We start from the raw sequence: 25,928 nt of genomic DNA on the forward strand, positions 1-25,928 counted from the left end.
TGTCGCACACCTCGAACCCCGATACGGAGTGGCCCGATGCCCACTGAGGCAGAGTTCCTCGACTACCTCCGGCGTGCGACTGCCGACCTGCGCGACGCGCGCCGGCGGGTACGCGAGGTGGAGGCCAAGGACCGCGAGCCGATGGCAGTCATCGGCATGGCGTGCCGGTTCCCGGGCGGCGTGTCCAGCCCGGCGGAGCTGTGGGACCTCGTCGACCGGGGCGGCGACGGGGTGGGCGACTTCCCGGCCGACCGGGGCTGGGACCTGGAGCGGCTCTTCGACGTCGACCCGGACAACCCGGGCACGTCGACCAGCAGCCAGGGTGGCTTCCTCTACGACGCGCCGCAGTTCGACCCGGGCTTCTTCGGCATCAGCCCCCGCGAGGCCCTGGCGATGGACCCGCACCAGCGGTTGCTGCTGGAGACCTCCTGGGAGGCGTTCGAGCACGCCGGCATCGACCCGCAGGCGCTGCGCGGCAGCCGGACCGGCGTCTTCGCCGGGGTCATGTACCACGACTACGCGTCGCGGGTGCTGGACCTGCCCGACGGCGTCGAGGGCTACATCGGCACCGGCAACTCCGGCAGCGTGGTGTCCGGGCGGGTGGCGTACACATTCGGGCTGGAGGGCCCAGCCGTCACTGTGGACACGGCGTGCTCGTCGTCGCTGGTCGCCGTGCACCTCGCCACGCAGTCGCTGCGCCAGCGGGACTGCGACTTCGCCCTCGCCGGCGGCGTCACCGTGATGTCCACCCCCGGCACGTTCGCCGACTTCTCCCGCCAGCGGGGCCTGGCCTCGGACGGCCGCTGCAAGTCCTTCGCCGCCGCCGCCGACGGCACCGGCTGGTCCGAGGGCGTCGGCGTGCTGCTCCTGCAACGGCTCTCCGACGCCCGCCGCGACGGCCGCCGGATCCTCGCCGTGGTCCGGGGCAGCGCCGTCAACCAGGACGGCGCCAGCAGCGGGCTCACCGCGCCCAACGGACCGTCACAGGAGCGGGTCATCCGGCAGGCTCTCGCCAACGCCCGGCTCTCGCCGGCCGACATCGACGTGGTCGAGGCGCACGGCACCGGCACCACCCTCGGCGACCCCATCGAGGCACAGGCACTGCTGGCCACGTACGGGCAGGACCGGGGCGACGGCGGGCCGCTCTGGCTGGGCTCGGTCAAGTCGAACCTGGGCCACACCCAGGCTGCCGCCGGTGCCGCCGGCCTGATCAAGATGATCGAGGCGATCCGGCACCGCACCATGCCCGCCACCCTGCACGTCGACGAGCCCTCCCCGCACATCGACTGGTCCGCCGGGCAGGTCTCGCTGCTGACCGAGGCACGCACGTGGTCGGCCACCGACCGGCCGCGCCGGGCCGCCGTGTCGTCCTTCGGCATCAGCGGTACGAACGCGCACGTCATCCTGGAGGAGGCGCCCGTCGACGACGCCCCGTCCACGGAGGAGGCCCCGTCCGCCGCCGACGCGCCGGTGGCGCTTCCGCTCGCCCCGGTGTTCCTCTCCGCCCGTACGCCCGAGGCGCTCGCCGGGCAGGCCGGCCGCTGGGCCGACCACCTCGCCCGCGTCGACTCCCCGCGCCCGGTCGACGTCGCGGCCTCCTCGGTCAACCGCGCGGGACTGGAGCACCGCGCGGTCGTCCTGGCCGGCGACGCGGACGACCTGCTCGCCGGGCTGCGGGCCCTCGCCGCAGGCGAGCCGGCCGGCACCGTCACCACCGGTGCGTCGGCGCCGCGCGGCCGGGTGGCCTTCCTCTTCTCCGGTCAGGGCGCGCAGCGCGCCGGTATGGGTCGTGAGCTGTACGCGGCGTTCCCGGTCTTCGCCGCGGCCCTGGACGAGGTGTGTGATTACCTGGATCCGCTGCTGCCGCGTGCGCTGCGGGAGGTGTTGTTCGCCGGGGTGGGTACGCCTGAGGCGGGGCTGCTGGACCAGACGGTGTTCACCCAGGCGGGGCTGTTCGCCGTCGAGGTGGCCCTGTTCCGGTTGGTCGAGTCGTTGGGTGTCGTGCCGGACCTGGTGGCCGGGCACTCCATCGGTGAGATCGCGGCGGCGCATGTGGCGGGCGTGTTCTCCCTGGCCGACGCGTGCGCGCTGGTCGCGGCGCGGGGTCGGCTGATGCAGGCCCTGCCGGCGGGCGGCGGCATGCTCGCCGTGGCGGCCGACGAGGCCGCGGTGGCCGCCTCCCTGGCGGGGCTGCCCGGCCGGCTGGACGTGGCCGCCGTGAACGGCCCCGCCGCCGTGGTGGTGGCGGGCGACGCCGAGGCCCTCGACGAGGTGCAGCGGGTGTGGTCCGAGCGGGGCGTGCAGACCCGCCGCCTGCGGGTCAGCCACGCCTTCCACAGCGCGCGGATGGACCCGATGCTGGCCGAGTTCGCGGCCGTCGCCGAGGGGCTGACGTTCCGGCCGCCGACGATCCCGGTGGTGTCGAACCTGACCGGCCGCGTCGCCGACGCCGACCAGCTCTGCGACCCGGGCTACTGGGTGCGCCACGTACGCGGCACGGTGCGCTTCGCCGACGCCGTCGACTGCCTGCGCGCCGGGGACGTCGACACCTACCTCGAGGTCGGACCGAACGGCGTCCTGACCGCCATGGCGCAGAACTGCCTCGCCGAGCGCTCGGACGACGAACCGGCGCCCCTGCTGGTGTCCGCGTCGCGCCACGACCGCCCCGAGCCGCAGGCCCTCCTGGAGGCCCTCGCAGCGCTGCACGTGCACGGCGTGACCGTCGGCTGGGCGGACCTGCTCGGCCGGGCCGGCGGCCGGCACCTGGACCTGCCGACGTACGCCTTCCAGCACCAGCGCTACTGGCTGGAGCCGGCGGGCCGCTGGACGGACGTGTCCGGGGCGGGCCTCGGCGTGGCCGGGCATCCGCTGCTCGCCGCGGCCGTCTCCGTGGCCGGCGCGGACATGGTGGTGCTGACCGGCCGCCTGTCGACGTCGACGCACGCGTGGCTCGCCGACCACGTCGTCTCCGGCGCGGTGATCGTGCCGGGCGCCGCTCTGGTGGAGTTGGCGGTGCGGGCGGGTGACGAGGTGGGTGCGTCGCGGGTGCGGGAGTTGACCGTGGCCGCGCCGCTGGTGCTGCCGCAGGCGGGTGCGGTGCGGGTGCAGGTGCGCGTCGGCGCGGCCGACGAGACCGGCGTGCGATCGGTGACCGTGCACTCGCAGCCCGAGGAGGCCGCCGACCCGGAGTGGGTCCGGCACGCGGAGGGTGTGCTGGAGCCGGCGTCGGCCGACGAGCCGGGCGTGGGGGAGTGGCCGCCGGTCGACGGCGTCGAGGTGGACGTGGCGGGCTGGTATCCGGTGCTGGCGGAGCACGGCCTGTCGTACGGGCCGGTGTTCCGGGGGCTGCGCCGGGTGTGGACCGTCGGCGAGGACGTGTACGCCGAGGTGGCGTTGCCGGACGAGGTGGCCGGTGACGCCGCGGGGTTCGGCGTGCACCCGGCGCTGCTGGACGCCGCGCTGCATCCGATCGGGTTGCTGCCCGGCTTGGAGGGCTCGGGTGGGCCTCGGGTGCCGTTCGCGTTCGAGGGTGTGCAGGTGCATGCCTCGGGTGCGCGTGTGCTGCGGGTGCGGCTCACGCGCGCGGGCTCGGCGGTGCGTCTGGTCGCGTGCGACGAGTCGGGCGCGGCCGTAGTATCGGTCGACACCCTCGCCCTGCGCGAGCTGACCGGGGTGTCGTCGTCCCCGGACGCGTCGGCCCGGTCGCTGTTCGAACTCACCTGGCAGGCCCAGGAGGTCGCCCCAGCCGGGGACGCCTCCGGGTGGGCGCTGCTGGGCTCGCCCGCCGCCGCCGCCGACCTGCCGGCCGTCGCTGAGCTGCCGGTGTACGCCGACGTCGAGGCGGTCGCCGTGGCGTCGGGTGTGGCGCCGCGTCTGTTGCTGGTGCCGGCGGGTGGCCTGCGCCGGGCCCTTCACGTCGGGACGGAACCTGCTTCGGCCCCCGGTGAGATGCCCGCCGCCGCCGTCGACAACGGCCCCGAGTCGGTGCGGGCGGCGACGTCGCAGATGCTGGCGACGGTGCGGTCCTGGCTGGCGGCCGACGCGCTGGCGGAGTCGCGGTTGGTCGTGGTGACCCGGGGTGCGGTGTCGGTTGGGGACGGAGACCGGGTCACCGACCTGGCCGCAGCGGCGGTCTGGGGTCTGCTGCGCTCGGCGCAGTCGGAGCACCCGGGTCGCATCGTCCTGGCGGACGTCGACGGTGACGTGGACGCCGGGCTGCTGGATGTGCTGACTTCCGTGGCCGACGAGCCGGTGGCGTTCGGTGGTCAGGTCGCGGTGCGCTCGGGTGAGGTGTTCGTGCCGCGTCTGGTGCGTGCGGTCGCCCCGGCGTCGGTGGAGACGCCGGTCGTGGGTGACGGCGCGGTGCTGGTGACCGGCGGTACGGGTGCGCTCGGGGCGTTGGTCGCGGAGCACCTGGTGTCGGCGCATGGCGTGCGGTCGCTGGTGCTGGTGTCGCGTCGTGGCCCGGCGGCTGCGGGTGCCGGTGAGTTGTCGGAGCGGCTGACCGCGCTGGGTGCGTCGGTGCGGGTGGTCGCCTGCGACGTGACGGACCGGGATCAGGCGTCCGCCCTGGTGGCGGAGGTTTCCGCTGAGGGCCGGCTGGCGGGTGTGGTGCACACCGCCGGTGTCCTGGACGACGGCGTAGTCGAAGGGCTGACCGCCGAGCGGCTTCGTGCGGTGCTGGCGCCGAAGGTGTCGGCGGGTTGGTTGTTGCACGAGGCGACGGCGGGTCTGGATCTCGACTTGTTCGTGGTGTTCTCGTCGGTGGCGGGTGTGCTGGGTTCGCCGGGTCAGTCGGCGTACGCGGCGGGTAACGCGTTCCTCGACGCCCTGGCGGTCTACCGGCGGCAGCTCGGGTTGCCTGCCGTCAGCCTCGCCTGGGGCATGTGGGACACCGCCGGCATGGCCGCGTCCCTCGACGACGCCGACCGGGCGCGATCGGCGCGGGGCGGCCTCACCGCGATGAGCGCCGACACCGGGTTGCGCCTGTTCGACGCCGCGCTCACCGCAGACCGCCCCGCCTTGGTGCCCGCCGTGATCGACCTGGCCGCCCTCCGGGCCGCCGTCGGCACCGGCCCGGTGCCGCCGATGCTCCGCAACCTGATCGGTACGACCACGATCCGGCGCCAGGCGGGACAGGGCACCACCTGGGCGACCCGTATCGGTGGCCTGACCGCCGATGAGGCGCGCGCCCAGGTCGACGTGCTGGTACGCGGCCTCGTCGCGCAGGTGCTCGGGCACGGCGGGGCGGAGGCCGTGCCTGCCGACCGGGCGTTCCGCGAGCTGGGCTTCGACTCGCTGACCGCCGTCGACCTGCGCAACCGCGTGAACGCGGCCACCGGCCTGCGGCTGCCCTCGACGCTGGTGTTCGACTACCCGACGCCGCAGGCGCTCGCCGTCCACGTGCACGCCGAACTCGCCGGTGCCGCCGGCGGTCCCGCCGCGCCGGGCGTGCGGACCACCACCCGCGCCGACGAGCCGCTCGCCATCGTCGGCATGGCCTGCCGCTACCCGGGCGGCGTCGAGACGCCCGACCAGTTGTGGGCGCTGCTGGCCGCCGGCGGGGAGGGGATCGGGGAGTTCCCCACCGACCGTGGCTGGGACCTGGAGAGCCTCTTCGATCCCGATCCGGACCACCCCGGGACGTCGTACACCCGGCACGGCGGCTTCCTGTATGACGCGGGTGCGTTCGACCCGGCGTTCTTCGGCATCTCGCCGCGTGAGGCTCTGGCGATGGATCCGCAGCAGCGGTTGCTGCTGGAGGCGTCGTGGGAGTCGTTCGAGTCGGCCGGGCTGGACCCGCAGCGGTTGCGGGGCAGCCGGACGGGTGTCTTCGCCGGGGTGATGTACCACGACTACGCGACGCGGCTGATGGAGCTGGCCGGCGAGGTGGAGGGCTACGTCGGCACCGGCAACTCGGGCAGCGTGCTGTCCGGGCGGGTGGCGTACACGTTCGGCCTCGAAGGCCCTGCCGTGACCGTCGACACGGCCTGCTCGTCCAGCCTCGTCGCGCTGCACCTCGCCGCGCAGGCGTTGCGTTCCGGTGAGTGTGATCTGGCGTTGGCCGGTGGTGTGACGGTGATGGCGACGCCGGGGACGTTCATCGAGTTCTCCCGGCAGCGTGGTCTGTCGCAGGACGGCCGGTGCAAGTCGTTCGCCGCCTCGGCCGACGGCACCGGCTGGAGCGAGGGCGTGGGTGTCCTGCTCGTGCAGCGGCTCTCCGACGCCCAGCGGGAAGGCCGGCGCATCCACGCCGTCCTGCGTGGTACGGCCGTGAACCAGGACGGCGCGTCCAACGGCCTGACCGCCCCGAACGGCCCCTCGCAGCAGCGCGTGATCCACCAGGCCCTCGCGAACGCCCGCCTGACTCCGGCCGACGTGGACGCCGTCGAGGCACACGGCACGGGCACGACCCTCGGTGACCCGATCGAGGCGCAGGCTCTGCTGGCCACCTACGGGCAGGAGCGTCCGCAGGATCGGCCGTTGCTGTTGGGGTCGGTGAAGTCGAACATCGGGCACACGCAGGCGGCTGCGGGTGTGGCTGGTGTGATCAAGATGGTGTTGGCGATGCGGCACGGTCTGGTGCCGGCGACGTTGCATGTGGACGAGGCGTCGCCGCATGTCGACTGGTCGGCGGGGGCGGTGGCCCTGGCCACCGAGCCCACCCCGTGGCCGCGGGTGGACCGTCCGCGTCGGGCGGCGGTGTCGTCGTTCGGGATCTCCGGCACGAACGCGCACGTGATCATCGAGCAGCCGCCCGCCGAGGCGGTCGACGCACGCGCCGCCGACGGGCCGCGCGCCGGACTCGTACCCCTGGTGCTCTCCGCCGCGGACGCTCCGGCGCTGCGCGACCAGGCGGCCCGGCTGGGCGCGCACCTCGCGGCACACCCGGAGCTGGCGCCGGCCGACGTCGCACACGCCCTGGTCACCACCCGGACCGCGTTCGCGCACCGCGCCGTCGTCCTCGGCCGCGACACAGTCGGCCTGACGCGCGCCTTGGAGTCGTTCCACCTCGGCGGGGCCACCGCCGTCACCGGCGTCGCCGCGCGAGGCACCGACCCGATCCTCGTCTTCCCCGGCCACGGCGACCCGTGGCCCGCCACGGCCGTCGAGCTGCTGGACCGGTCGCCGGAGTTCGCCGCCGTGATCGCCGCCTGCGAGGCGGCCCTCACCCCCCACGTGGACTGGTCGCTCACCGCCGTGCTGCGCGGTGCCGACGGTGCCCCGCCCGCGACGGACCCCCGGGTGACGCACCCCGTCCGGTGGGCCGTGGCGGTTTCGCTGGCCCGCTGGTGGCGTTCGCTCGGCGTCCGGCCCGCCGCCGTGGTCGGGCACGCCCACGGCGAGGTCGCGGCCGCCTGCGTGGCCGGCGCGCTGTCGCTGGAGGACGCGGCGAGGACGATCGCCCTCGGCAGTCGGGCCGACGCCGACCCGGACGCGCTGGCCGGGACCACCCTCGGGGCGGCCGAGGTGCCGCTGTACTCGGCCGTGACCGGCGGACGGGTCGACACCGACGGCCTCGACGCCGCCCGGTGGTACCGGGAACTGTCCGCCGACGCCGACGCCGACGCCGACGCCGACGCCTTACGCGTCCTGCTCGACGAGGGCCACCGGGTCTTCCTCGAGGCCGCTCCCGCGTCCGTGCTCGCCGCCGGGATCCGCGAGAGCGCGCGGGCCGACGACGCCGTCGTGGTGGCCGCCGAGGACACCCTGGCCGGTGGCTGGCAGCGCATGCTGACGGTCCTCGCCGGGCTGCACGTGCACGGCGTGCCGGTCGACTGGACGGCGATCCTGGGCGCCCCCACCGGCCCGCCGGTCGCGCTGCCCACGTACGCCTTCCAGCGCCAGCGCTACTGGCCGCAGCCGACGGCAGCGACCGCCCCCGCCCTCGCCGTCGCCGACGAGGCGGACCGGAAATTCTGGGAGGCCGTGGAACGCGCCGACGCGCAGGCGCTGGCCGCCGCGATGCGCATCGACGAGGCCACGGCCCGCTCCCTCGACCCCGCGCTGCCGCTGCTCTCCTCGTGGCGCCGGCGCCGCCGCGAAGAGTCCACCGTCGACTTGTGGCGCTACCGGGTGACCTGGAAGCCGCTGACCGTCGCGGAGGCCACCCTCGCCGGCACCTGGCTGCTGGTCGTGCCGGCCGCCGGCGTCGAGCACCCCCTGGCTGACGGCGTCGCCCGGGTGCTGGGCGAGGGCGGGGCCGAGGTCGTCCGGATCGACGCGACGGAGCCGGACCGGCAGGCGCTTGCCGACCGGCTCGCCCGTACCGGTGGGCCCGTCGCCGGCGTGCTCTCGCTGCTCGGCCTGGACGACGCGCCGCACCCGGCCCACCCGGTCGTCCCGGCGGGCCTCGCCGCCACGTACGCACTGGTCCAGGCCCTCGGCGACGCCGGAATCACCGCGCCGCTGTGGTGCGCCACCGCCGGCGCGGTCTCGACCGGCCGGGCCGACCAGCTCGACCGCCCCCGGCAGGCGATGCTCTGGGGGCTCGGCCGGGTGGTCGCCCTGGAGCACCCGGACCGCTGGGGTGGCCTCGTCGACCTGCCCACGAAGCTGGACCCCCGGGACCGGGCCCGGCTCGTGGCGGTGCTGGCCGGCGTCGACGCCGAGGACCAGCTGGCGCTGCGCCCCTCCGGGGTGTTCGCCCGGCGACTGGTCCGGGCCCGCACCGACCGGACGGCGACCGGGGACTGGCGTCCCGCCAGCGGCGCCGTCCTGGTCACCGGCGGCCTCGGGTCGATCGGGGCCCAGGTCGCGCGCTGGCTGGCCCGCGAGGGCGTCGGCGAGCTGGTGCTGACCGGCCGCCAGGGGCCCGCCACGCCCGGCGCCGACGCGCTGGCCGACGAACTGCGCGCCGCCGGCGCCACCGTCACCGTGGCCGCCTGCGACGTCGCGGACCCCGCCGCCGTACGGGCCCTCGTCGAGCGGCTGGCCGCGCAGGGCACCCGCGTCGGGGCCGTGTTCCACACCGCGGGCGTGGCCCACGCCGCGCCGGTCGCGGCCACCGACGTGGCCGACCTCGCTGGCGCCCTGCGGGCCAAGGTGGCCGGCGCGGTGAACCTGGACGAGGCGTGCGGCGACGATCTGTCGGCGTTCGTGCTCTTCTCCTCCGGCGCGGGCGTCTGGGGCGGCGGGCACCAGGGCGGCTACGCCGCCGCCAACGCCTTCCTCGACGCGCTCGCCGAGGACCGGCGACGGCGCGGCCGGGCCGCCACCGCCATCGCCTGGGGCGCCTGGGACGGCGGCGGCATGGTCGACGCCGAGGGCGCCGCCGACCAGATGTTCCGCTCGGGCGTCCGGGCCATGCGCCCCGACCTCGCGGTCTCCGTGCTGGCCGGGGCGCTCGACGACGGCGACACCACGCTCACCGTGGCGGACATCGCCTGGGACCGGTTCCTCCAGACCTACACGCTGGCCCGCCCCCGGCCGCTGATCGCCGACGTCCCCGAGGTGGCGCAACTGCTCGCCGCCGGGCAGCGCGACGCCGACCCGTCCGACACGGCCTCGCCGCTGCGCGGCCGGCTGGCCGGCCTCGCCGCGCCGGAGCGCCGCCGGGTCCTGCTCGACCTCGTACGGGTCCACGCGGCGGCGGTGCTGCGGCTGGCCTCGCCGCAGGCGCTCGCTGCGGACCGGTCGTTCCGGGAGATCGGCTTCGACTCGCTCAGCGCCGTCGAGATGCGCAACCGGCTCGCCGAGGCGGTGGGGCTGAACCTGCCGGCGACCCTGGTGTTCGACCGCCCGACGCCCGACGCCCTCGCCGAGCACCTGGCGGGCAGGCTCGCGGGCGACGACAGCCCGGCGGCGGTTCCCACCCGGGCCGCCACCGCGCTGGACGAGCCGATCGCCATCGTCTCGATGAGCTGCCGCTACCCCGGCGGCGTCGCCGGCCCCGAGGACCTGTGGCGACTCGTCGCCGAGGGGCGCGACGGCATCGCGGAGTTCCCGGCCGACCGGGGCTGGGACCTGGCGGCCATCTACGACCCCGACCCCGACCGGCCCGGCACCTCGTACGTGCGGGAGGGCGGCTTCCTCACCGACGCCGCCGGCTTCGACGCGGCCCTGTTCGGCATCTCCCCGCGCGAGGCGATGGTGATGGACCCGCAGCAGCGGGTGCTGCTGGAGAGCGCCTGGGAGTTGTTCGAGCGGGCCGGCACCGCGCCGGCCGACATGCGGGAGACCAACACCGGCATCTTCGTCGGCACCAACGGCCAGGACTACGCGACGCTGCTGATGGCCGCCCGGGTCGAGACCGAGGGCTACCAGGCCACCGGCAACGTCGCCGCCGTCATCAGCGGTCGGCTGGCGTACCACTTCGGGTTGCAGGGCCCGGCCGTCAGCGTCGACACCGCCTGCTCGTCGTCGCTGGTGGCGCTGCACCTGGCCTGCCAGTCCCTGCGGCAGGGCGAGTGCGACGTCGCGGTCGCCGGCGGCGTGACGGTGATGGCCACCCCCGGCCCGTTCCTCGAATTCGCCCGGCAGCGTGGGCTCGCCCTCGACGGCCGGTGCAAGTCGTTCGCCGGGGCCGCCGACGGCACCGGCTGGGGCGAGGGCGTCGGCCTGGTGATGTTGCAGCGGCTCTCCGACGCCCAGCGCGACGGCCGGCGGATCCTTGCCGTCGTCCGCGGTTCGGCCATGAACCAGGACGGCGCCAGCAACGGCCTGACCGCGCCCAACGGGCCCGCCCAGGAGCGGGTGATCAACCAGGCGCTGGCCAACGCGCGGCTGACCGCCGCCGACGTGGACGCCGTCGACGGGCACGGCACCGGCACCCGGCTCGGCGACCCGATCGAGGCGCAGGCGCTCCTGGCCACGTACGGGCGGGACCGGCCCGCCGACCGGCCGCTGCTGCTCGGCTCGGTCAAGTCGAACATCGGCCACACCCAGGCCGCCGCCGGGGTCTCCGGCGTGATCAAGATGGTGCTGGCGCTCCAGCACGACCTGCTGCCGCCCACCCTGCACGTGGACGAGCCGTCGCCGCACGTGGACTGGTCGGCGGGCGCCGTCGCGCTGCTGACCGAGGCGCAGCCGTGGCCGGACGTGGAGCGGCCTCGCCGGGCCGCCGTGTCGTCGTTCGGGGTCAGCGGCACCAACGTGCACGTCATCCTCGAACAGGCGCCGGCCGCGCCGCCGGCCGGCACCGGCACGCCCCGCCCCGCCGCCGGGCCGCCGGTGCTGCCCTGGGTCGTCTCGGCCGACACCGCCGACAGCCTGCGGGCCCAGGCGGCCCGGCTGGCCGACTGGCTGCCGCAGACCGCCGCGTCCGCCGCCGACGTGGCCCGGGCACTGGCGACCGGACGGTCCCCGCTGCGGCACCGCGCGGTGCTGCTCGCCGAGGACGCCGACGCCGCCCTCGGCGGCCTGCGGGCCCTCGCCGCCGGGCAGGAGCACCCCGGGCTCACCCGGGGCGTCGCCGAGCCCGGCGGGGCGCTGGCGATGCTCTTCTCCGGCCAGGGCGCCCAGCACGCCGGCATGGGCCGCCGCCTGTACGAGACGTTCCCCGTCTTCGCGGCGGCCGTCGACGAGGCGTGCCAGCACCTGGACGCGTACCTGCCGCGGCCGCTGCGCACGGTGCTGTTCGCCGAGCCCGGCGCCGCCGAGGCCGACCTGCTCGACCAGACGGTCTTCACCCAGGCCGGGCTCTTCGCCGTCGAGGTGGCGCTGTTCCGGCTGCTCGAACACTGGGGGATCCGGCCCGACTTCGTGGCCGGGCACTCCGTCGGGGAGATCAGCGCGGCCCACGTCGCCGGGGTGCTCGACCTGCCCGACGCCTGCGCGCTCGTCGGCAACCGGGGCCGGCTGATGCAGGCCCTGCCCGCCGGCGGCGGGATGCTGGCCGTCGCCGCGCCCGAGGTTGACGTGCTGCGGGCGCTGGACGGCACGCCGGGACAGGCGGCCGTCGCCGCCGTGAACGGGCCGGCCGCCGTCGTCGTCGCCGGCGCCGACGAGGCGCTGGCCGGGTTGGCCGCCCACTTCGCCGACCTCGGCGTACGCACCAAGCGGCTGCGGGTCAGCCACGCCTTCCACAGCCCGTTGATGGAGCCGATGCTCGCCGAGTTCGCGGCCGTCGCGGCGACCCTGTCGTACGCCCCGCCGACGGTGTCGCTGGTGTCGAACCTGACCGGCGCGGTCGTCGACGCCGAGCAGCTCTGCACCCCCGGCTACTGGGTGCGCCACGTCCGGGAGGCGGTCCGCTTCGCCGACACCGTCACCCACCTGCACGCCCACGGGGTGACCCGGTTCCTGGAGGTCGGGCCGGACACCGTGCTGACCGCACTGACCGCCGACGCGCTGCCGGTGGACGCCCCGATCGTCGTGACCGGCGTGCAGCGGCCCGGCCAGGACGAGGTGACCACCCTGCTCGGCGCGGTGGCCGAGCTGTACTGCCACGGCATTCCCGTACGTTTCCCGGCGCTGCTTCCCGGTGGCGGCCACGTGGACCTGCCCACGTACGCGTTCGCCCACCAGCGGTTCTGGCCGACCCTCGACGCGGCGCCGGGGCTCACCCCCGCCACCACCCCCGACGACGTCGACTCGGCGTTCTGGCGGGCCGTGGCATCGGGCGACGGCGACGAACTCGCCAGCCGGCTCGGACTCGACGCGGACCGGCCGCTGCGGAAGCTGCTGCCGGACCTGGACCGGTGGCGGCGCCGGCAGCGGGAGGACACCCTCGCCGGCGGCTGGCGCTACCGGATCACCTGGCGTTCGCGGGCCCTCGCGGCGGGCGCCGTCGAGGGCACCTGGACCCTTGTGCACAGCGGCACCGGCCAGCCGGTCGCCGACCGGCTCGCCGAACTGCTCACCGCCCGTGGCGGTGACGTGCGGCAGATCGTCGTCGATCCGGCGACGACCGACCGGAGCGCGCTCGCCGGGCAGCTCGCCGCCGCGGCGCCCGCCCGGATCGTGTCGCTGCTCGCCCTCGACGAGCGGGCGCACCCCGAGCGCCCGGCCGTGCCGCGGGGCCTGACCGCGAACCTCGCCCTCGTGCAGGCGGTCACGGACGCCCTGCCCCCGGCACCGTTGTGGCTGCTCACCCGGCAGGCAGTCGCCACCGGCGCCGACGACCCCGTCGCCCGCCCCGCCCAGGCCACCACGTGGGGCCTCGGCCTGGTGACCGCGCTGGAACACCCCCGGCACTGGGGTGGCCTGCTGGACCTGCCCGCCACCCTGGACACCGCCGCCGCCGAGGGAGTCCTGGCGGCCCTCACCGCCGCCGGCGACGAGGACCAGCTCGCGGTGCGCGAATCCGGGACGTACCTGCGGCGGCTGGAGCGCGCGCCCCGCGCCGAGGCACCGGCCGGCTGGCAGGCACCGGACACCGTCCTGGTCACCGGCGGCACCGGCGCCGTCGGCCGGTACGCCGCAGGCTGGTTCGCCCGGCACGGCACGCGGCGACTGCTGCTGGTCAGCCGGCGCGGCGCGGCCGCCCCCGGGGCCGACGAGGCGGTGGCGGAACTGGCCGCCCTCGGCGTCGAGGCCCGGGTGCTGGCCTGCGACCTGGCCGACCGGGACGCCGTCGCGGACCTCGTGCGCTCCCTGCGCGCCGACGGCGAGACCGTGCACGCGGTGGTGCACGCCGCCGGGGTGGGCCGGCTCAACCCGGTCGCCGCCGTGACCGAGGCGGAACTCGCCGACGTCGTCTCCGGCAAGATCGCCGGCGCCCGGCACCTCGGCGAGCTCCTCGACCCGGAGCCGCTCGACCTGGTCGTGCACTTCTCCTCCATCGCGGCCGTCTGGGGCGTCGGCGACCACGGCGCGTACGCCGCCGGCAACGCCTTCCTGGACGCCTGGGCGCAGTCCCGGCCTGCCGGGCGGGCCCGGCACCTCTCGGTGAACTGGGGCCCCTGGGCCGGCGGCGGCATGGTGACCGACGCGCACGCCGCGGCCATGAGCCGGCGCGGGGTGTCCCTGCTCGACCGGGAACCGGCGATGGCCGCCCTGCGCGCCGGCCTCGACGGCGACGACACCGCCCTCACCGTCGCCGACATCGACTGGGATCGCTTCGCGCCGGTGTTCGCCTCCGCCCGGCCCCGGCCGCTGATCAGCGAGATCGCCGAGGTGGCCGCCCAGGCCGCGGCGGCGCGTGCCACCGCCGAGGAGGGCGACCAGGTCGCCGGCGAACTGCGCAAGCGGCTCGGCGAGCTGTCGCAGGCCGAACAGGTACGGCTGCTGGTCGACCTCATCCGCACCGCCGCGGGCGAGGTCATCGGCCACGACACCCCGTACGCGGTGGAGGCCGGGCGGCCCTTCCGGGACCTCGGCTTCGACTCGCTCACCGCCGTGGAGCTGCGGGGCCGGCTGGCCCGCTCGACCGGGCTGAGCCTGCCCAGCTCGGTGGTGTTCGACCACCCGACCCCGCAGGCGCTGGCCGAGCACCTGCGGGCCGAACTGCTCGACGAGGCGTCGGTGGAGGCGCTGCCCACCCTCGCGGAGCTGGACCAGTTGGAGAGCGCCCTCGCGCTGCGCGACCCGGACGACATCGGCCGGGTGCGGATCACGATGCGCCTGCACAGCCTGCTCGAACGGCTCGGCGTCGCGGAGGAACGCCGGGAGGAGACCGCCGAGGTGGCCGACCGGCTGCGGGCGGCCAGCAACCAGGAGCTGTTCGACCTCATCGACCAGGACCTCGGGCTCTCCTGAGCCGTACGGGGACCTGTGGTGTCACGAGAAAGCGAGATGTCATGGCGGACGAAGAGCGGCTGCGCGAATACCTGACGCGCGTCGTCGCCGAGCTGCAGCAGACCCGCCAACGGCTGCGCGAGGTCACCGCCGAGGAGTCCGAGCCGGTGGCGATCGTGGCGATGAGCTGCCGCTACCCGGGCGGCATCAGCTCGCCCGAGGAGCTGTGGGAGTTCGTCTCGTCCGGCGGGGACGCCATCGGCGACTTCCCCACGGATCGCGGCTGGGACCTGAAGCGGCTCTACCACGCCGATCCGGACAACGCCGGCACCTCGTACACCACGGCCGGCGGGTTCCTGCGCGACGCGGGGGAGTTCGAGGCCGCGCTGTTCGGCATCTCGCCGCGCGAGGCGGTCGCCATGGACCCGCAGCAGCGGCTGCTGCTGGAGGTCACCTGGGAGCTGTTCGAGCGCGCCGGCATCGCCCCGCTGTCGTTGCGCGGCAGCCGCTCCGGCGTCTTCGTCGGTACCTCCGGGCAGGACTACGCCGCCGTGCTGCACCGGGCGCCCGGCGTCGAGGGGTACGTGCTGACCGGCACCGCCGCCAGCGTGGTCTCCGGCCGGCTGGCGTACACGTTCGGGCTGGAAGGCCCGTCGGTCACCGTGGACACCGCCTGCTCGTCGGCGTCCGTCGCCATCCACCTCGCCTGCCAGGCGCTGCGTCAACGCGAGTGCGGCCTCGCCCTGGCCGGCGGCGCGACCGTGCTGGCCACCCCCGGCCCGTTCGTCGAGTTCTCCCGGCAGCGCGGCCTCGCCGCCGACGGCCGGTGCAAGTCGTTCGCCGCCTCCGCCGACGGCACCGGCTGGTCCGAGGGCGTCGGCATGCTGCTGCTGGAACGGCTCAGCGACGCCCGCCGCAACGGCCACCCCGTACTCGGCGTCATCCGCAGCTCGGCGGTCAACTCCGACGGCGCCTCCAACGGGCTCACCGCCCCCAACGGCCCGTCCCAGCAGCGGGTCATCCGGCAGGCCCTGGCCGGCGCGAAGCTCACCCCCGACCTGGTCGACGTGGTCGAGGCACACGGCACCGGCACCACCCTCGGCGACCCGATCGAGGCCCAGGCGCTGCTCGCCACGTACGGCCGGGAGCGGGGCGACGCCGCGCCGCTGCTGCTCGGCTCGATCAAGTCGAACATCGGCCACACCCAGGCCGCCGCCGGCATCGCCGGGGTGATCAAGATGGTGGAGGCGATGCGGCACGGCATCGTGCCGGCCACCCTGCACGTCGACGAGCCCACCCCGCACGTGGACTGGGCCGCCGGGGCGGTCACCCTGGTCACCGAGGCCACGCCGTGGCCGGCCGTGGACCGGCCGCGCCGGGCGGCCGTCTCGTCGTTCGGAATGAGCGGCACCAACACCCACCTCATTCTCGAGCAGCCCGAGCCGGCCGGCGCCGAGGCGGACCGCCCGGCGGCGCCCGCGCCCGCGCCGGTGCTGCTCACCGGCCGCACCCGCACCGCCCTGCGCCGCCAGGCCGAGCGCTGGTCGGCCTGGCTCGCCGACGACCCGGACGCACGCCCGGCCGACGTCGCCTGGACCTCGGCGGTCTCCCGCTCGCCCCTGGAACACCGGGCGGTCGTCCTCGCCGACGACCGCGACGGCCTGCTCGCCGCCCTGCACGCCCTCGCCGACGACCGGCCCTTCCCCGGCCTGGTCACCGGCACCGCCGTCGAGCGGGGCGGGGTCGCGTTCCTCTTCTCCGGCCAGGGTGCCCAGCGCGCCGGCGCCGGCGCGGAACTGTACGAGGCGTACCCGGTCTTCGCGGAGGCGCTCGACGAGGTCTGCGCCCACCTCGACCACCGGCTGCCCCGGCCGCTGAAGCCGCTGCTGTTCGCCGGGCCCGGCACCGCCGAGGCGGCGCTGCTCGACCAGACCGTCTTCACCCAGGCCGCGCTGTTCGCCGTCGAGGTGGCGTTGCACCGGCTGCTCGGCTCCTGGGGACTGGCCCCCGATCTGGTCGCCGGGCACTCCGTCGGCGAACTGACCGCCGCCCACGTGGCCGGCGTGCTCGGCCTCGACGACGCGTGCGCCCTCGTCGCCGCCCGGGGCCGGCTCATGCAGGCCCTGCCCACCGGCGGCGCGATGCTCGCCGTGGCCGCCGACGAGGCCCGGGTCGCCGAGTCGATCGCCGCGCTGACCGACCGGGTCGCCGTCGCCGCCGTCAACGGCCCCGACGCCGTCGTCGTCTCCGGCGACGGCGCGGCCATCGACGAGCTGGCGGGACTCTGGACCGACCGGGGGGTGCAGGTGCGGCGGCTGCGGGTCAGCCACGCCTTCCACAGCCCGCTGATGGAGCCGATGCTCGCCGAGTTCGCCGCCGTCGCGGCCCGGCTCGACCTGCGCGCCCCGACCCTGCCGGTGGTGTCCAACGTGACCGGTGAGCTGGCCGACCCGGCGCAGCTCACCGACCCGGACTACTGGGTGCGCCACGTCCGGGAGGCGGTCCGCTTCGCCGACGGCGTACGCGCCCTGCGCGCCCACGGCGTCGGTACCTTCGTGGAGGTCGGACCGGACGCAGTGCTCACCGCCGGCGTCCAGGAGACCCTCGCCGGGACCGAGACCGAGACCACCGACGCGGCCCCCGCCGTGGTGGTTCCGGTGCTGCGCCGGGACCGCCCGGACCGCCGTACCCTGCTCGCCGCCCTCGCCCAGCTCCACGTCGCCGGTACGCCGCCGCGCTGGGCGGACGTCCTCGCCGACCTGCCCGGCCGGCTCGTCGACCTGCCCACCTACCCGTTCGAGCGGCAGCACTACTGGGTGCCGGCCGAGGCGTCCGCCGACGACACCACGACGGGCGGGGCCGGCGCGCTCGACCGGCGGTTCTGGGCCGCCGTCGAACGCGCCGATCTCGACGCGCTGCGCGACACCCTCGCCGTCACCGACACCGCCGCCGCCGAGTCGCTGCGTACCCTGCTGCCCGTCCTCGCCGACTGGCGGCGGCAGCGGCAGGAACACTCGGTCCTCGACGGCTGGCGGTACCGGGAGGAGTGGCAGGTGGCCCCCGAGCCCGCCCCCGCCCGGCTGACCGGCACCTGGCTGCTGGCGCTGCCCGCCGCCGACGCGGACGACCCGGCGGCGCGGGCCGTCCGGGCTGCGCTGACCGACGCCGGCGCCGACGTGCGGCCCCTGACCGTCGAGCCGGACGCCGACCGGGCGGCCCTCGCGGCAGCCCTCGCCGGCACCGAGCCCGCCGGCGTCGTCTCCCTGCTCGCCGGGGAATCGCGCACCGGCGGCACGGTCCTGCCCGGCCTGACCGCCACCCTCGCGCTCGCGCAGGCGCTCGGCGACGCCGGCGGGGCCACGCCGCTGTGGCTGGTCACCCGGGGCGCGGTCGCCGCCGCCTCGTACGACCGGCTCGTCGACCCGGCGCAGGCAGCGATCTGGGGCCTCGGCCGGGTCGTCGGCGTCGAGGCGCCGCATCGCTGGGGCGGCCTGGTCGACCTGCCGTCCGACGCCGACGACCGGGCCGTCGCCCGGCTCGCCGCGATCCTCACCGGATCGACCGGCGAGGACCAGCTGGCGGTACGCGGCCCCGGGGTCTTCGCCCGCCGCCTCGTCCGCGCCGCCCTCGGCGACCGCCCGCCGGCGCGCCGGTTCACGCCCACCGGCACCGCAGTGGTCACCGGCGGCACGGGCGGGCTCGGGGCCCGCGCCGCCCGCTGGCTCGCCGCCGCCGGAGCCGAACACGTCGTGCTGGTCAGCCGGCGCGGGCCCGGCGCCCCCGGCGCGGCCGCGCTGGAGGCCGAGCTGACCGCCCTCGGGACCAGGGTCACCGTCGCCGCCTGCGACATCGCCGACCGGGCCGCCGTCGCCGACCTGCTCGACCGGGTCGAGGCCGCCGGCCCGCCGGTGCGTACGGTCGTGCACACCGCCGGCGTCGCGCAGGCCACCCCGCTGGCGGAGGTCACCCCCGCCGAACTGGCCGAGGTCACCGCCGGCAAGACCGCCGGGGCCACCCACCTCGCCGACCTGCTCGCCGACCGGGAACTGGACGCCTTCGTCGTCTACTCGTCCATCGCCGCCACCTGGGGCAGCGGCGGGCAGGCCGGATACGCGGCCGGCAACGCCTACCTGGACGCGCTCGTGCAGCGGCGGCGCGCCGACGGCCGGTCCGGCACCGCCATCGCCTGGGGGCCCTGGTCCGACGGCGGTATGCACGCCGCCGACGCCGAACGGAACCTGCGCCGTCGGGGCCTGCCCGCCATGGACCCGGCCGTCGCCACGGCCGCGTTGCAGCAGGCCCTCGACCACGACGACGTCACCGTGACGGTGGCCGACGTGGACTGGGCCCGGTTCGCCCCCGCGTACGCCTCCGCCCGCCGCCGGCCACTGCTAGAGGGCGTACCGGAGGCGCGGGCCGCCCTCGACGGCGGCGCCGCAGCCGACGACGGCGACGACGGCCCGGCGGCGACCCTGCGCCGGCGCCTCGCCGCGCTGGCCCCGGGCCGACGCGAGGAGACCGTCGCCGAGATGGTCCGCGAACTCGCCGCCGACGTGCTCGGCCACGACGGCGGGGCCGCCGCCGTCGGCGCGACCACCGCGTTCCGCGACCTCGGCTTCGACTCGCTGACCGCTGTGGAGCTGCGCAACCGGCTCGTCGCCGCCACCGGGCGGGCGCTGCCCACCACCCTGGTCTTCGACCACCCGAACCCGGCCGTGCTGGCCCGCTTCCTGCTCGCCGGCCTCTTCGGCGCCGGCGCCGCGGCGGTTCCGGATGCCGCCCCGGCCGCCGTGGGCGACGACGAGCCGGTGGCCGTCGTCGCCATGGCCTGCCGCTACCCGGGCGGCGTCGACGGCCCCGAGCAACTGTGGCGCCTCGTCGCCGACGGCGTCGACGCGATCGGCGACTTCCCGACCGACCGGGGCTGGGACCTCGACCGGCTCTACGACCCCGACCCGGCCAACCCCGGCACCACGTACGCCGACCAGGGCGGCTTCCTGCACGCGGCGGGCGAGTTCGACCCGGGCTTCTTCGGGATCTCGCCCCGCGAGGCGGCGGCGATGGACCCGCAGCAGCGGTTGCTGCTGGAGGTCTCGTGGGAGGCGGTCGAGCGGGCAGGGGTTGAGCCTGGGGTTCTTCGGGGTTCGCGAACAGGGGTGTTCGTGGGCACGAATGGTCAGGACTATGGGGCCCTGCTCATGGCTGCGGGGGAGCAGGCCGAAGGGTTCGGGGCCACGGGGAACGCCGCGAGTGTGGTGTCGGGTCGGGTGGCGTACGCGTTGGGGTTGGAGGGGCCGGCGGTGTCGGTGGACACGGCGTGTTCGTCGTCGCTTGTGGCGTTGCACCTGGCGGTGCAGTCGCTGCGGCGCGGCGAGTGCGACCTGGCCCTCGCCGGCGGCGTCACGGTCATGGCCACCCCCGGCACCTTCTTCGAGTTCTCCCGGCAGCGGGGCCTGGCGGCCGACGGCCGGTGCAAGGCGTTCGCGGCGGGTGCCGACGGCACGGGCTGGGGCGAGGGCGTTGGTGTGCTGCTGGTGGAGCGGTTGTCGGACGCGCGGCGCAACGGTCACGAGGTGCTGGCGATCGTGCGGGGCAGTGCGGTCAATCAGGATGGTGCGTCGAACGGGCTGACGGCCCCGAACGGTCCGTCGCAGCAACGGGTGATCCGCCAGGCGCTCGCCGGTGCCCGGCTGGGCAGCGCGGATGTCGACGTGGTGGAGGCGCACGGTACGGGCACGACGCTGGGTGACCCGATCGAGGCGCAGGCCCTGCTGGCGACCTACGGGCAGGGCCGGGAGGGACACGAGCCGCTGCTGCTCGGCTCGATCAAGTCGAACATCGGCCACACCCAGGCCGCCTCGGGTGTCGCCGGTGTGATCAAGATGGTGCTGGCGATGCGGGAGGGCGTGGTCCCGGCGACGCTGCACGTGGACGAGCCGTCGCCGCACATCGACTGGACCTCCGGTGCGGTGGAGCTGGCGACGCAGGCGCGGCCGTGGCCGGCGGTGGAGCGCCCGCGTCGGGCGGCGGTGTCGTCGTTCGGCATGTCCGGTACGAACGCCCACGTGATCATCGAGCAGGCCGACGAGCTGTCCGTCGCTCCGGTCGGGCACGGCCCGGGCCTGGTGGCCTCCGATGTCGTGGTGTGGCCGGTGTCGGCGCGGTCGAAGGGCGCGCTCGCGGGGCAGGCGGCCCGCCTGGCGGACTTCCTGCGCGGGCGCGGCGCCGGCGGCGCCGGGCACCTCCAGCGGGCCAACGAAGCCGTGGTGGATGTGGCGGCGGTGGGCTGGTCCCTGGCTACGACCCGGTCGGCGTTCGATCACCGTGCCGCTGTCGTCGGGTCGGGCACGGAGGAGTTGCTGGCGGGGCTGGAGGCCCTGTCCGCCGGTACCCCGGCGGGGAACCTCGTGACGGGTGCGGTTTCCGGCACCGGTGCGGGTGTGGTGTTCGTGTTCCCGGGCCAGGGCGCGCAGTCGGCACGAATGGCGGCGGGTCTCGTCGGTCGTACGCCGGTGTTCGACGCGCGGCTGGCGGAGTGTCAGCGGGCCCTGGCCCCGTACCTGGATGTCGATCTGGTGTCGGTGTTGACCGGCGAGGATGAGTCGTGGCTGGAGCGGGTGGAGGTCGTGCAGCCGGTGCTGTGGGCCGTCGGTGTGGCTCTGGCGGCGGTGTGGCAGCACGCCGGGGTGAGCCCGGCGGCGGTGGTCGGTCACTCGCAGGGTGAGATCGGCGCGGCGTGTGTGGCGGGGATCCTCAGCATCGAGGATGCGGCGAAGGCCGTGGCCCTGCGCTCCCGTGCGCTGACGGTCCTGCGGGGCACCGGGACGATGGCGTCGGTCGACCTGTCGGCGGAGGCGGTGGCCGAGCGGCTGCCGGCGTTCCCGGGCGTCGGTGTCGCGGCGGTGAACGGTCCGTCCACGGTCGTGGTGTCGGGTCCGCCGCAGCCGGTTGCCGATCTGGTGGAGGCGTGTCAGGCCGACGGGGTGCGGGCGCGGTTGATTCCGGTGGACTACGCGTCGCACTCCGTGGCGGTGCAGGACGTCGCGGAGCAGTTGCGCGCCGACCTGGCCGACGTGACGCCGCGACAGGGCCACACCCGCCTCGTGTCGACGCTCACCGGGGACTGGGTCGACCCGGCGTCGATGACGGCGGACTACTGGTACGACAATCTGCGGCAGACCGTCCAGTTCGACGCGGCGGTGCGGGTGGCCGTCGCCGCCGGGCACACCACGTTCGTCGAGATCTCTCCGCATCCGGTGTTGGCGATGCCGGTCACGGCGATCCTGGACGACGCCGGCGCGACCGGGCACACGCTGGGCAGCCTGCGGCGCGGTGACGACGACGCGACGCGGCTGCTGACGAACCTGGCCACCGCGCACACGATCGGTCTGCCCGTCGACCTGACGGCCGTACTCGCCGAGACCGGCACCGTCGCACTGCCCACGTACGCCTTCGAGCACGGACGCTACTGGCTGGACGCCCCCGCGCACCGCGTACGTGACGTCGGCTCCGCCGGCCTTCAGGACATCGGGCACCCGCTGCTCAGCGCGGCCGTACCCGTCGCCGACGACCGGACGGTGGTGCTGACCGGGCGGCTGTCGGTGCGTACCCACCCGTGGCTGGCCGACCACGCCGTCGGCGGGGCAGTGATCGTCCCCGGCACCGGCGTCGTCGACATGGTGGTCCGGGCCGGCGACGAGGTCGACGCCGGCCAGGTGGGCGACCTGACGCTGATCAACCCGCTGGTGCTCCCCGCGACCGGCGCGATGCAGGTGCAGGTACGCGTCGGCCCGCCCGCCGACACCGGCGAGCGGAGCGTCACAGTGCACTCCCGCCCCGAGGAGGACGCCGACGCCGAGTGGACCCGGCACGCCGAGGGCCTCCTGCTGCCGCAACTGCCCGACCCGGCCGCCGTACCAGGGCAGTGGCCGCCGGCCGGCGCCGTCGAGATCGACGCCGACCTGGACGCCTGGTACGCACAGATGGCCGAGGGTGGCCTCGGCTACGGCCCCGCCTTCCGAGGGCTGCGCCGGGTGTGGCGCGGCGACGGCGAGGTCTACGCCGAGGTGGCCCTCCCCGAGGAGGCGAGCGCCGACGCGTCCCGCTTCGGGCTGCACCCGGCCCTGTTCGACGCGGCCCTGCAGGCCAGCGGGGTCACCGCCCTGCTCGGCGACCCGGCGGACACCTCCGGGGCGGGCTGGATGCCGTTCGCCTTCCGCTCGGTCGCCCTGCACGCCCACGGGGCCACCCGGCTGCGGGCGCGGCTGCGTTCCCTCGGCCCGGACACCGTCGCGGTCACCCTCGCCGACACCGCCGGCCAGCCCGTCGCCACCGTCGAGTCGCTGACGTTCCGCCCCGTCGCCGCGGGCCGGGCCGACGAGGCGGCCGCGCTGCGCCGCACCTCGGTGTTCCACCTGGACTGGACGCCGCTGCCGGGTGCCGACGCGGCGGCGGGGCAGACGGTCAGCTGGGCGCTGCTCGGCGACGACACCCTCGGCCTCACCGGTGCGCTCACCGCCGCCGGGCACCCGGTGCGGTCCCACGCCGACCTGGCGGCGCTGGTCGCCGAGATCGGGGAGTCCGGGGACGTACCCGATATGGTGCTGGACCTGCGCTCCGGCGCGGAGCCGGACCCGCAGCGGGCCGGCGAGGCCGCGCACGACGCGGCCCGCGACGCGCTCGCGCTGGTGCAGCAGTGGCTGGGCGAGTCCCGGCTGGAGCGGTCCCGGCTGGTCCTGCACACCCGGGGCGCGGTCGGCGCGGCCCCGGGCGAGGCCCCCCGCGACCTGGCCCGGGCGAGCCTGTGGGGACTGGTCCGCTCCGCGCAGTCCGAGCACCCCGGCCGGTTCACGCTGCTCGACACCGACGACGCCGCCGCCTCCCTGGCGGCCGTCCCGGCGGCCGTTGCCTCCGGCGAGCCGCAGCTCGCGCTCCGCGACGGCGCGCCGCTCGTGCCGCGGCTGACCCGGGCCCGCGACGCCGGGGTGCTGCCGCTGCCCGCCGGCGAGGTGCCATGGCGCCTCGACGTCACCGAGAAGGGCACGCTGGAGAACCTCGCCCTGCTGCCCGGCCCCGAGACGGCCGGGGAGCTGCCGGCGGGCCACGTCCTGGTCGGGATGCGCGCCTCCGGGCTGAACTTCCGCGACGTGGTGCTGGCCCTCGGCATGGTCCCCGACCAGGAGGTGCTGGGCAACGAGGGCGCCGGCGTGGTGCTCGGCGTGGGGCCGGGCGTCACCGACCTCGCCCCCGGCGACCGGGTGACGGGCATCTTCTCCGGCTCGGTCTCCTCGGCGGCGGTCACCGACCGCAGACTGCTCACCCGCATCCCCGACGGCTGGTCCTACACCGACGCCGCCGCCGTGCCCGTGGTCTTCCTGACCGCCTGGTACGGGCTGGTGGAGCTGGCCCGGCTGCGCGCGGGCGAGTCAGTGCTCGTCCACGCGGCGGCCGGCGGCGTCGGCATGGCCGCCGTGCAGATCGCCCGCCACCTCGGCGCGGAGGTCTACGGCACGGCCAGCCCCGGCAAGTGGCCGGCGCTGCGCGCCACCGGCTTCGACGACGCGCACCTCGCCTCCTCCCGCAGCCTCGACTTCGCCGACGAGTTCGCCCACCGCACCGGTGGCCGGGGCGTCGACGTGGTGCTCAACGCCCTGCGCGGCGAGTACGTCGACGCGTCGCTGCGGCTGCTCGCCGACGGCGGCCGGTTCGTCGAGATGGGCAAGACCGACAAGCGCGACCCGCAGCAGGTCGCCGCCGACCACCCGGGCGTCAGCTACCAGGTCTTCGACCTCATCGAGGCCGGCCCCGGGAAGATCGGCGCGATGCTGGGCGAACTGATGGCGCTCTTCGCCGCCGGTGCGCTGCGGCCCCTGCCCCGGCGCACCTGGGACGTCCGGCGCGCCCCCGAGGCGTTCCGCTTCCTCAGCCAGGCCCGGCACGTCGGCAAGCTCGCCCTGAGTATCCCGCAGACGCCCCGGCTCGACGGCACTGTCCTGGTCTCCGGGGCGACCGGCACCCTCGGCGCGCTGCTCTGCCGGCATCTGGTCACCGCGCACGGCGCCCGGCAACTGCTGCTGGTCAGCCGGCGCGGCCCGGACGCCGAGGGCGCCGACGACCTGCTCGCCGACCTCAAGGCCCTCGGCGCGGACGTGTCGATCGTCGCCGCCGACCTGGCCGACCCGGACGCCGTGGCGGACGTGCTGTCCACGGTGGACCGGCGGCACCCGCTGCGCGCCGTCGTGCACGCCGCCGGCGTCCTCGACGACGCCACCGTCGAGTCGCTCACCCCCGACCGCCTCGCCGCGGTGCTGCGGCCCAAGGTCGACGTGGCGTGGAACCTGCACCGGGCCACCCTCGGCCACGAGCTGAGCGCGTTCGTGCTCTTCTCCGCCGCCGCGGGCGTGTTCGGCGGTCCCGGCCAGGGCAACTACGCCGCCGGCAACGCGTTCCTCGACGCCCTCGCCGAGCACCGGCGGGCCCTCGGCCTGCCGGCCGTCGCGCTGGCGTGGGGCCGCTGGGCGCAGGCCAGCGGCATGACCGGTCACCTCGACTCGGCCGACATCCGCCGCCTCGACCGGGGCGGCATGGCCGCCCTCTCCGACGCCGAGGGGCTCGCCCTGTTCGACGCGGTCTGGCGCTCGGAGCGGGCGACCCTCATGCCCGCCAAGATCGTCACCGGCGTGGCCGCGCCCGGGTCGCCCGTACACCCGCTGCTGACCAACCTGGTCCGCGCCGCCGGCCGCCGGGCCGCGGCCGGTGCGGCCACCGACGGGCAGGCGTACGCCGAGACGCTGCGCGCCCTGCCCGACGACAAGCGGGCACGCGCCCTGCGCGACCTGGTGCTGTCGCACGTGGCGGTCGTCCTCGGCCACGGCGACCCGGCCGGCATCGAGCCGACCCGGGCGTTCCGGGAACTCGGCTTCGACTCGCTCACCGCCGTCGAGCTGCGCAACCGGCTCGGCGCGGCCACCGGGCTGCGGCTGCCGGCGACGCTGGTCTTCGACAACCCGACGCCCGAGGCGCTCGCCGCCCACCTGGGCGGGCAGTTCGTCCCGGCGACCTCGGCGGGCGAGCCGTCGGGGGCGGGCCGGGAACTCGACCGGCTGGAGGCGGCGCTCGTCGGGCTGGACCCGGCCGACGACGAGTTCCGCCGGATCACCGACCGGCTGCACGGCCTGCTGGGCCGGCTGACCGAGCGGCAGGCGGACGCGGACGGCGACGACGACCTGGAGTCGGCCACCGCCGCGAACATCTTCGACCTGATCGACCGCGAGCTGGAGACGTCGTGACCACCAGCCGCAACGACATCG

At 76.2% G+C, this 25,928-nt stretch carries 2 protein-coding genes; both read left to right on the forward strand.

Annotation, left to right across the window (positions count from 1 at the left end; genetic code table 11):
• The first annotated feature begins 21 nt into the window (after positions 1 to 21).
• Complete coding sequence (locus tag FB455_RS03530; RefSeq protein WP_486481501.1) at positions 22 to 14,640, forward strand: type I polyketide synthase; 14,619 nt, start codon at positions 22 to 24, stop codon at positions 14,638 to 14,640.
• Positions 14,641 to 14,681: 41 nt separating this feature from the next.
• Positions 14,682 to 25,907, forward strand: coding sequence for a type I polyketide synthase (locus FB455_RS03535; protein WP_145752181.1), 11,226 nt, complete (start codon positions 14,682 to 14,684; stop codon positions 25,905 to 25,907).
• Positions 25,908 to 25,928: the final 21 nt, after the last annotated feature.

Source organism: Micromonospora sp. CNZ296 (assembly GCF_007827635.1).

Bases quoted from the DNA above. Each gene is read 5' to 3' on its own strand.
- FB455_RS03535 (WP_145752181.1), top strand. From the start codon at position 14,682: ATGGCGGACGAAGAGCGGCTGCGCGAATACCTGACGCGCGTCGTCGCC.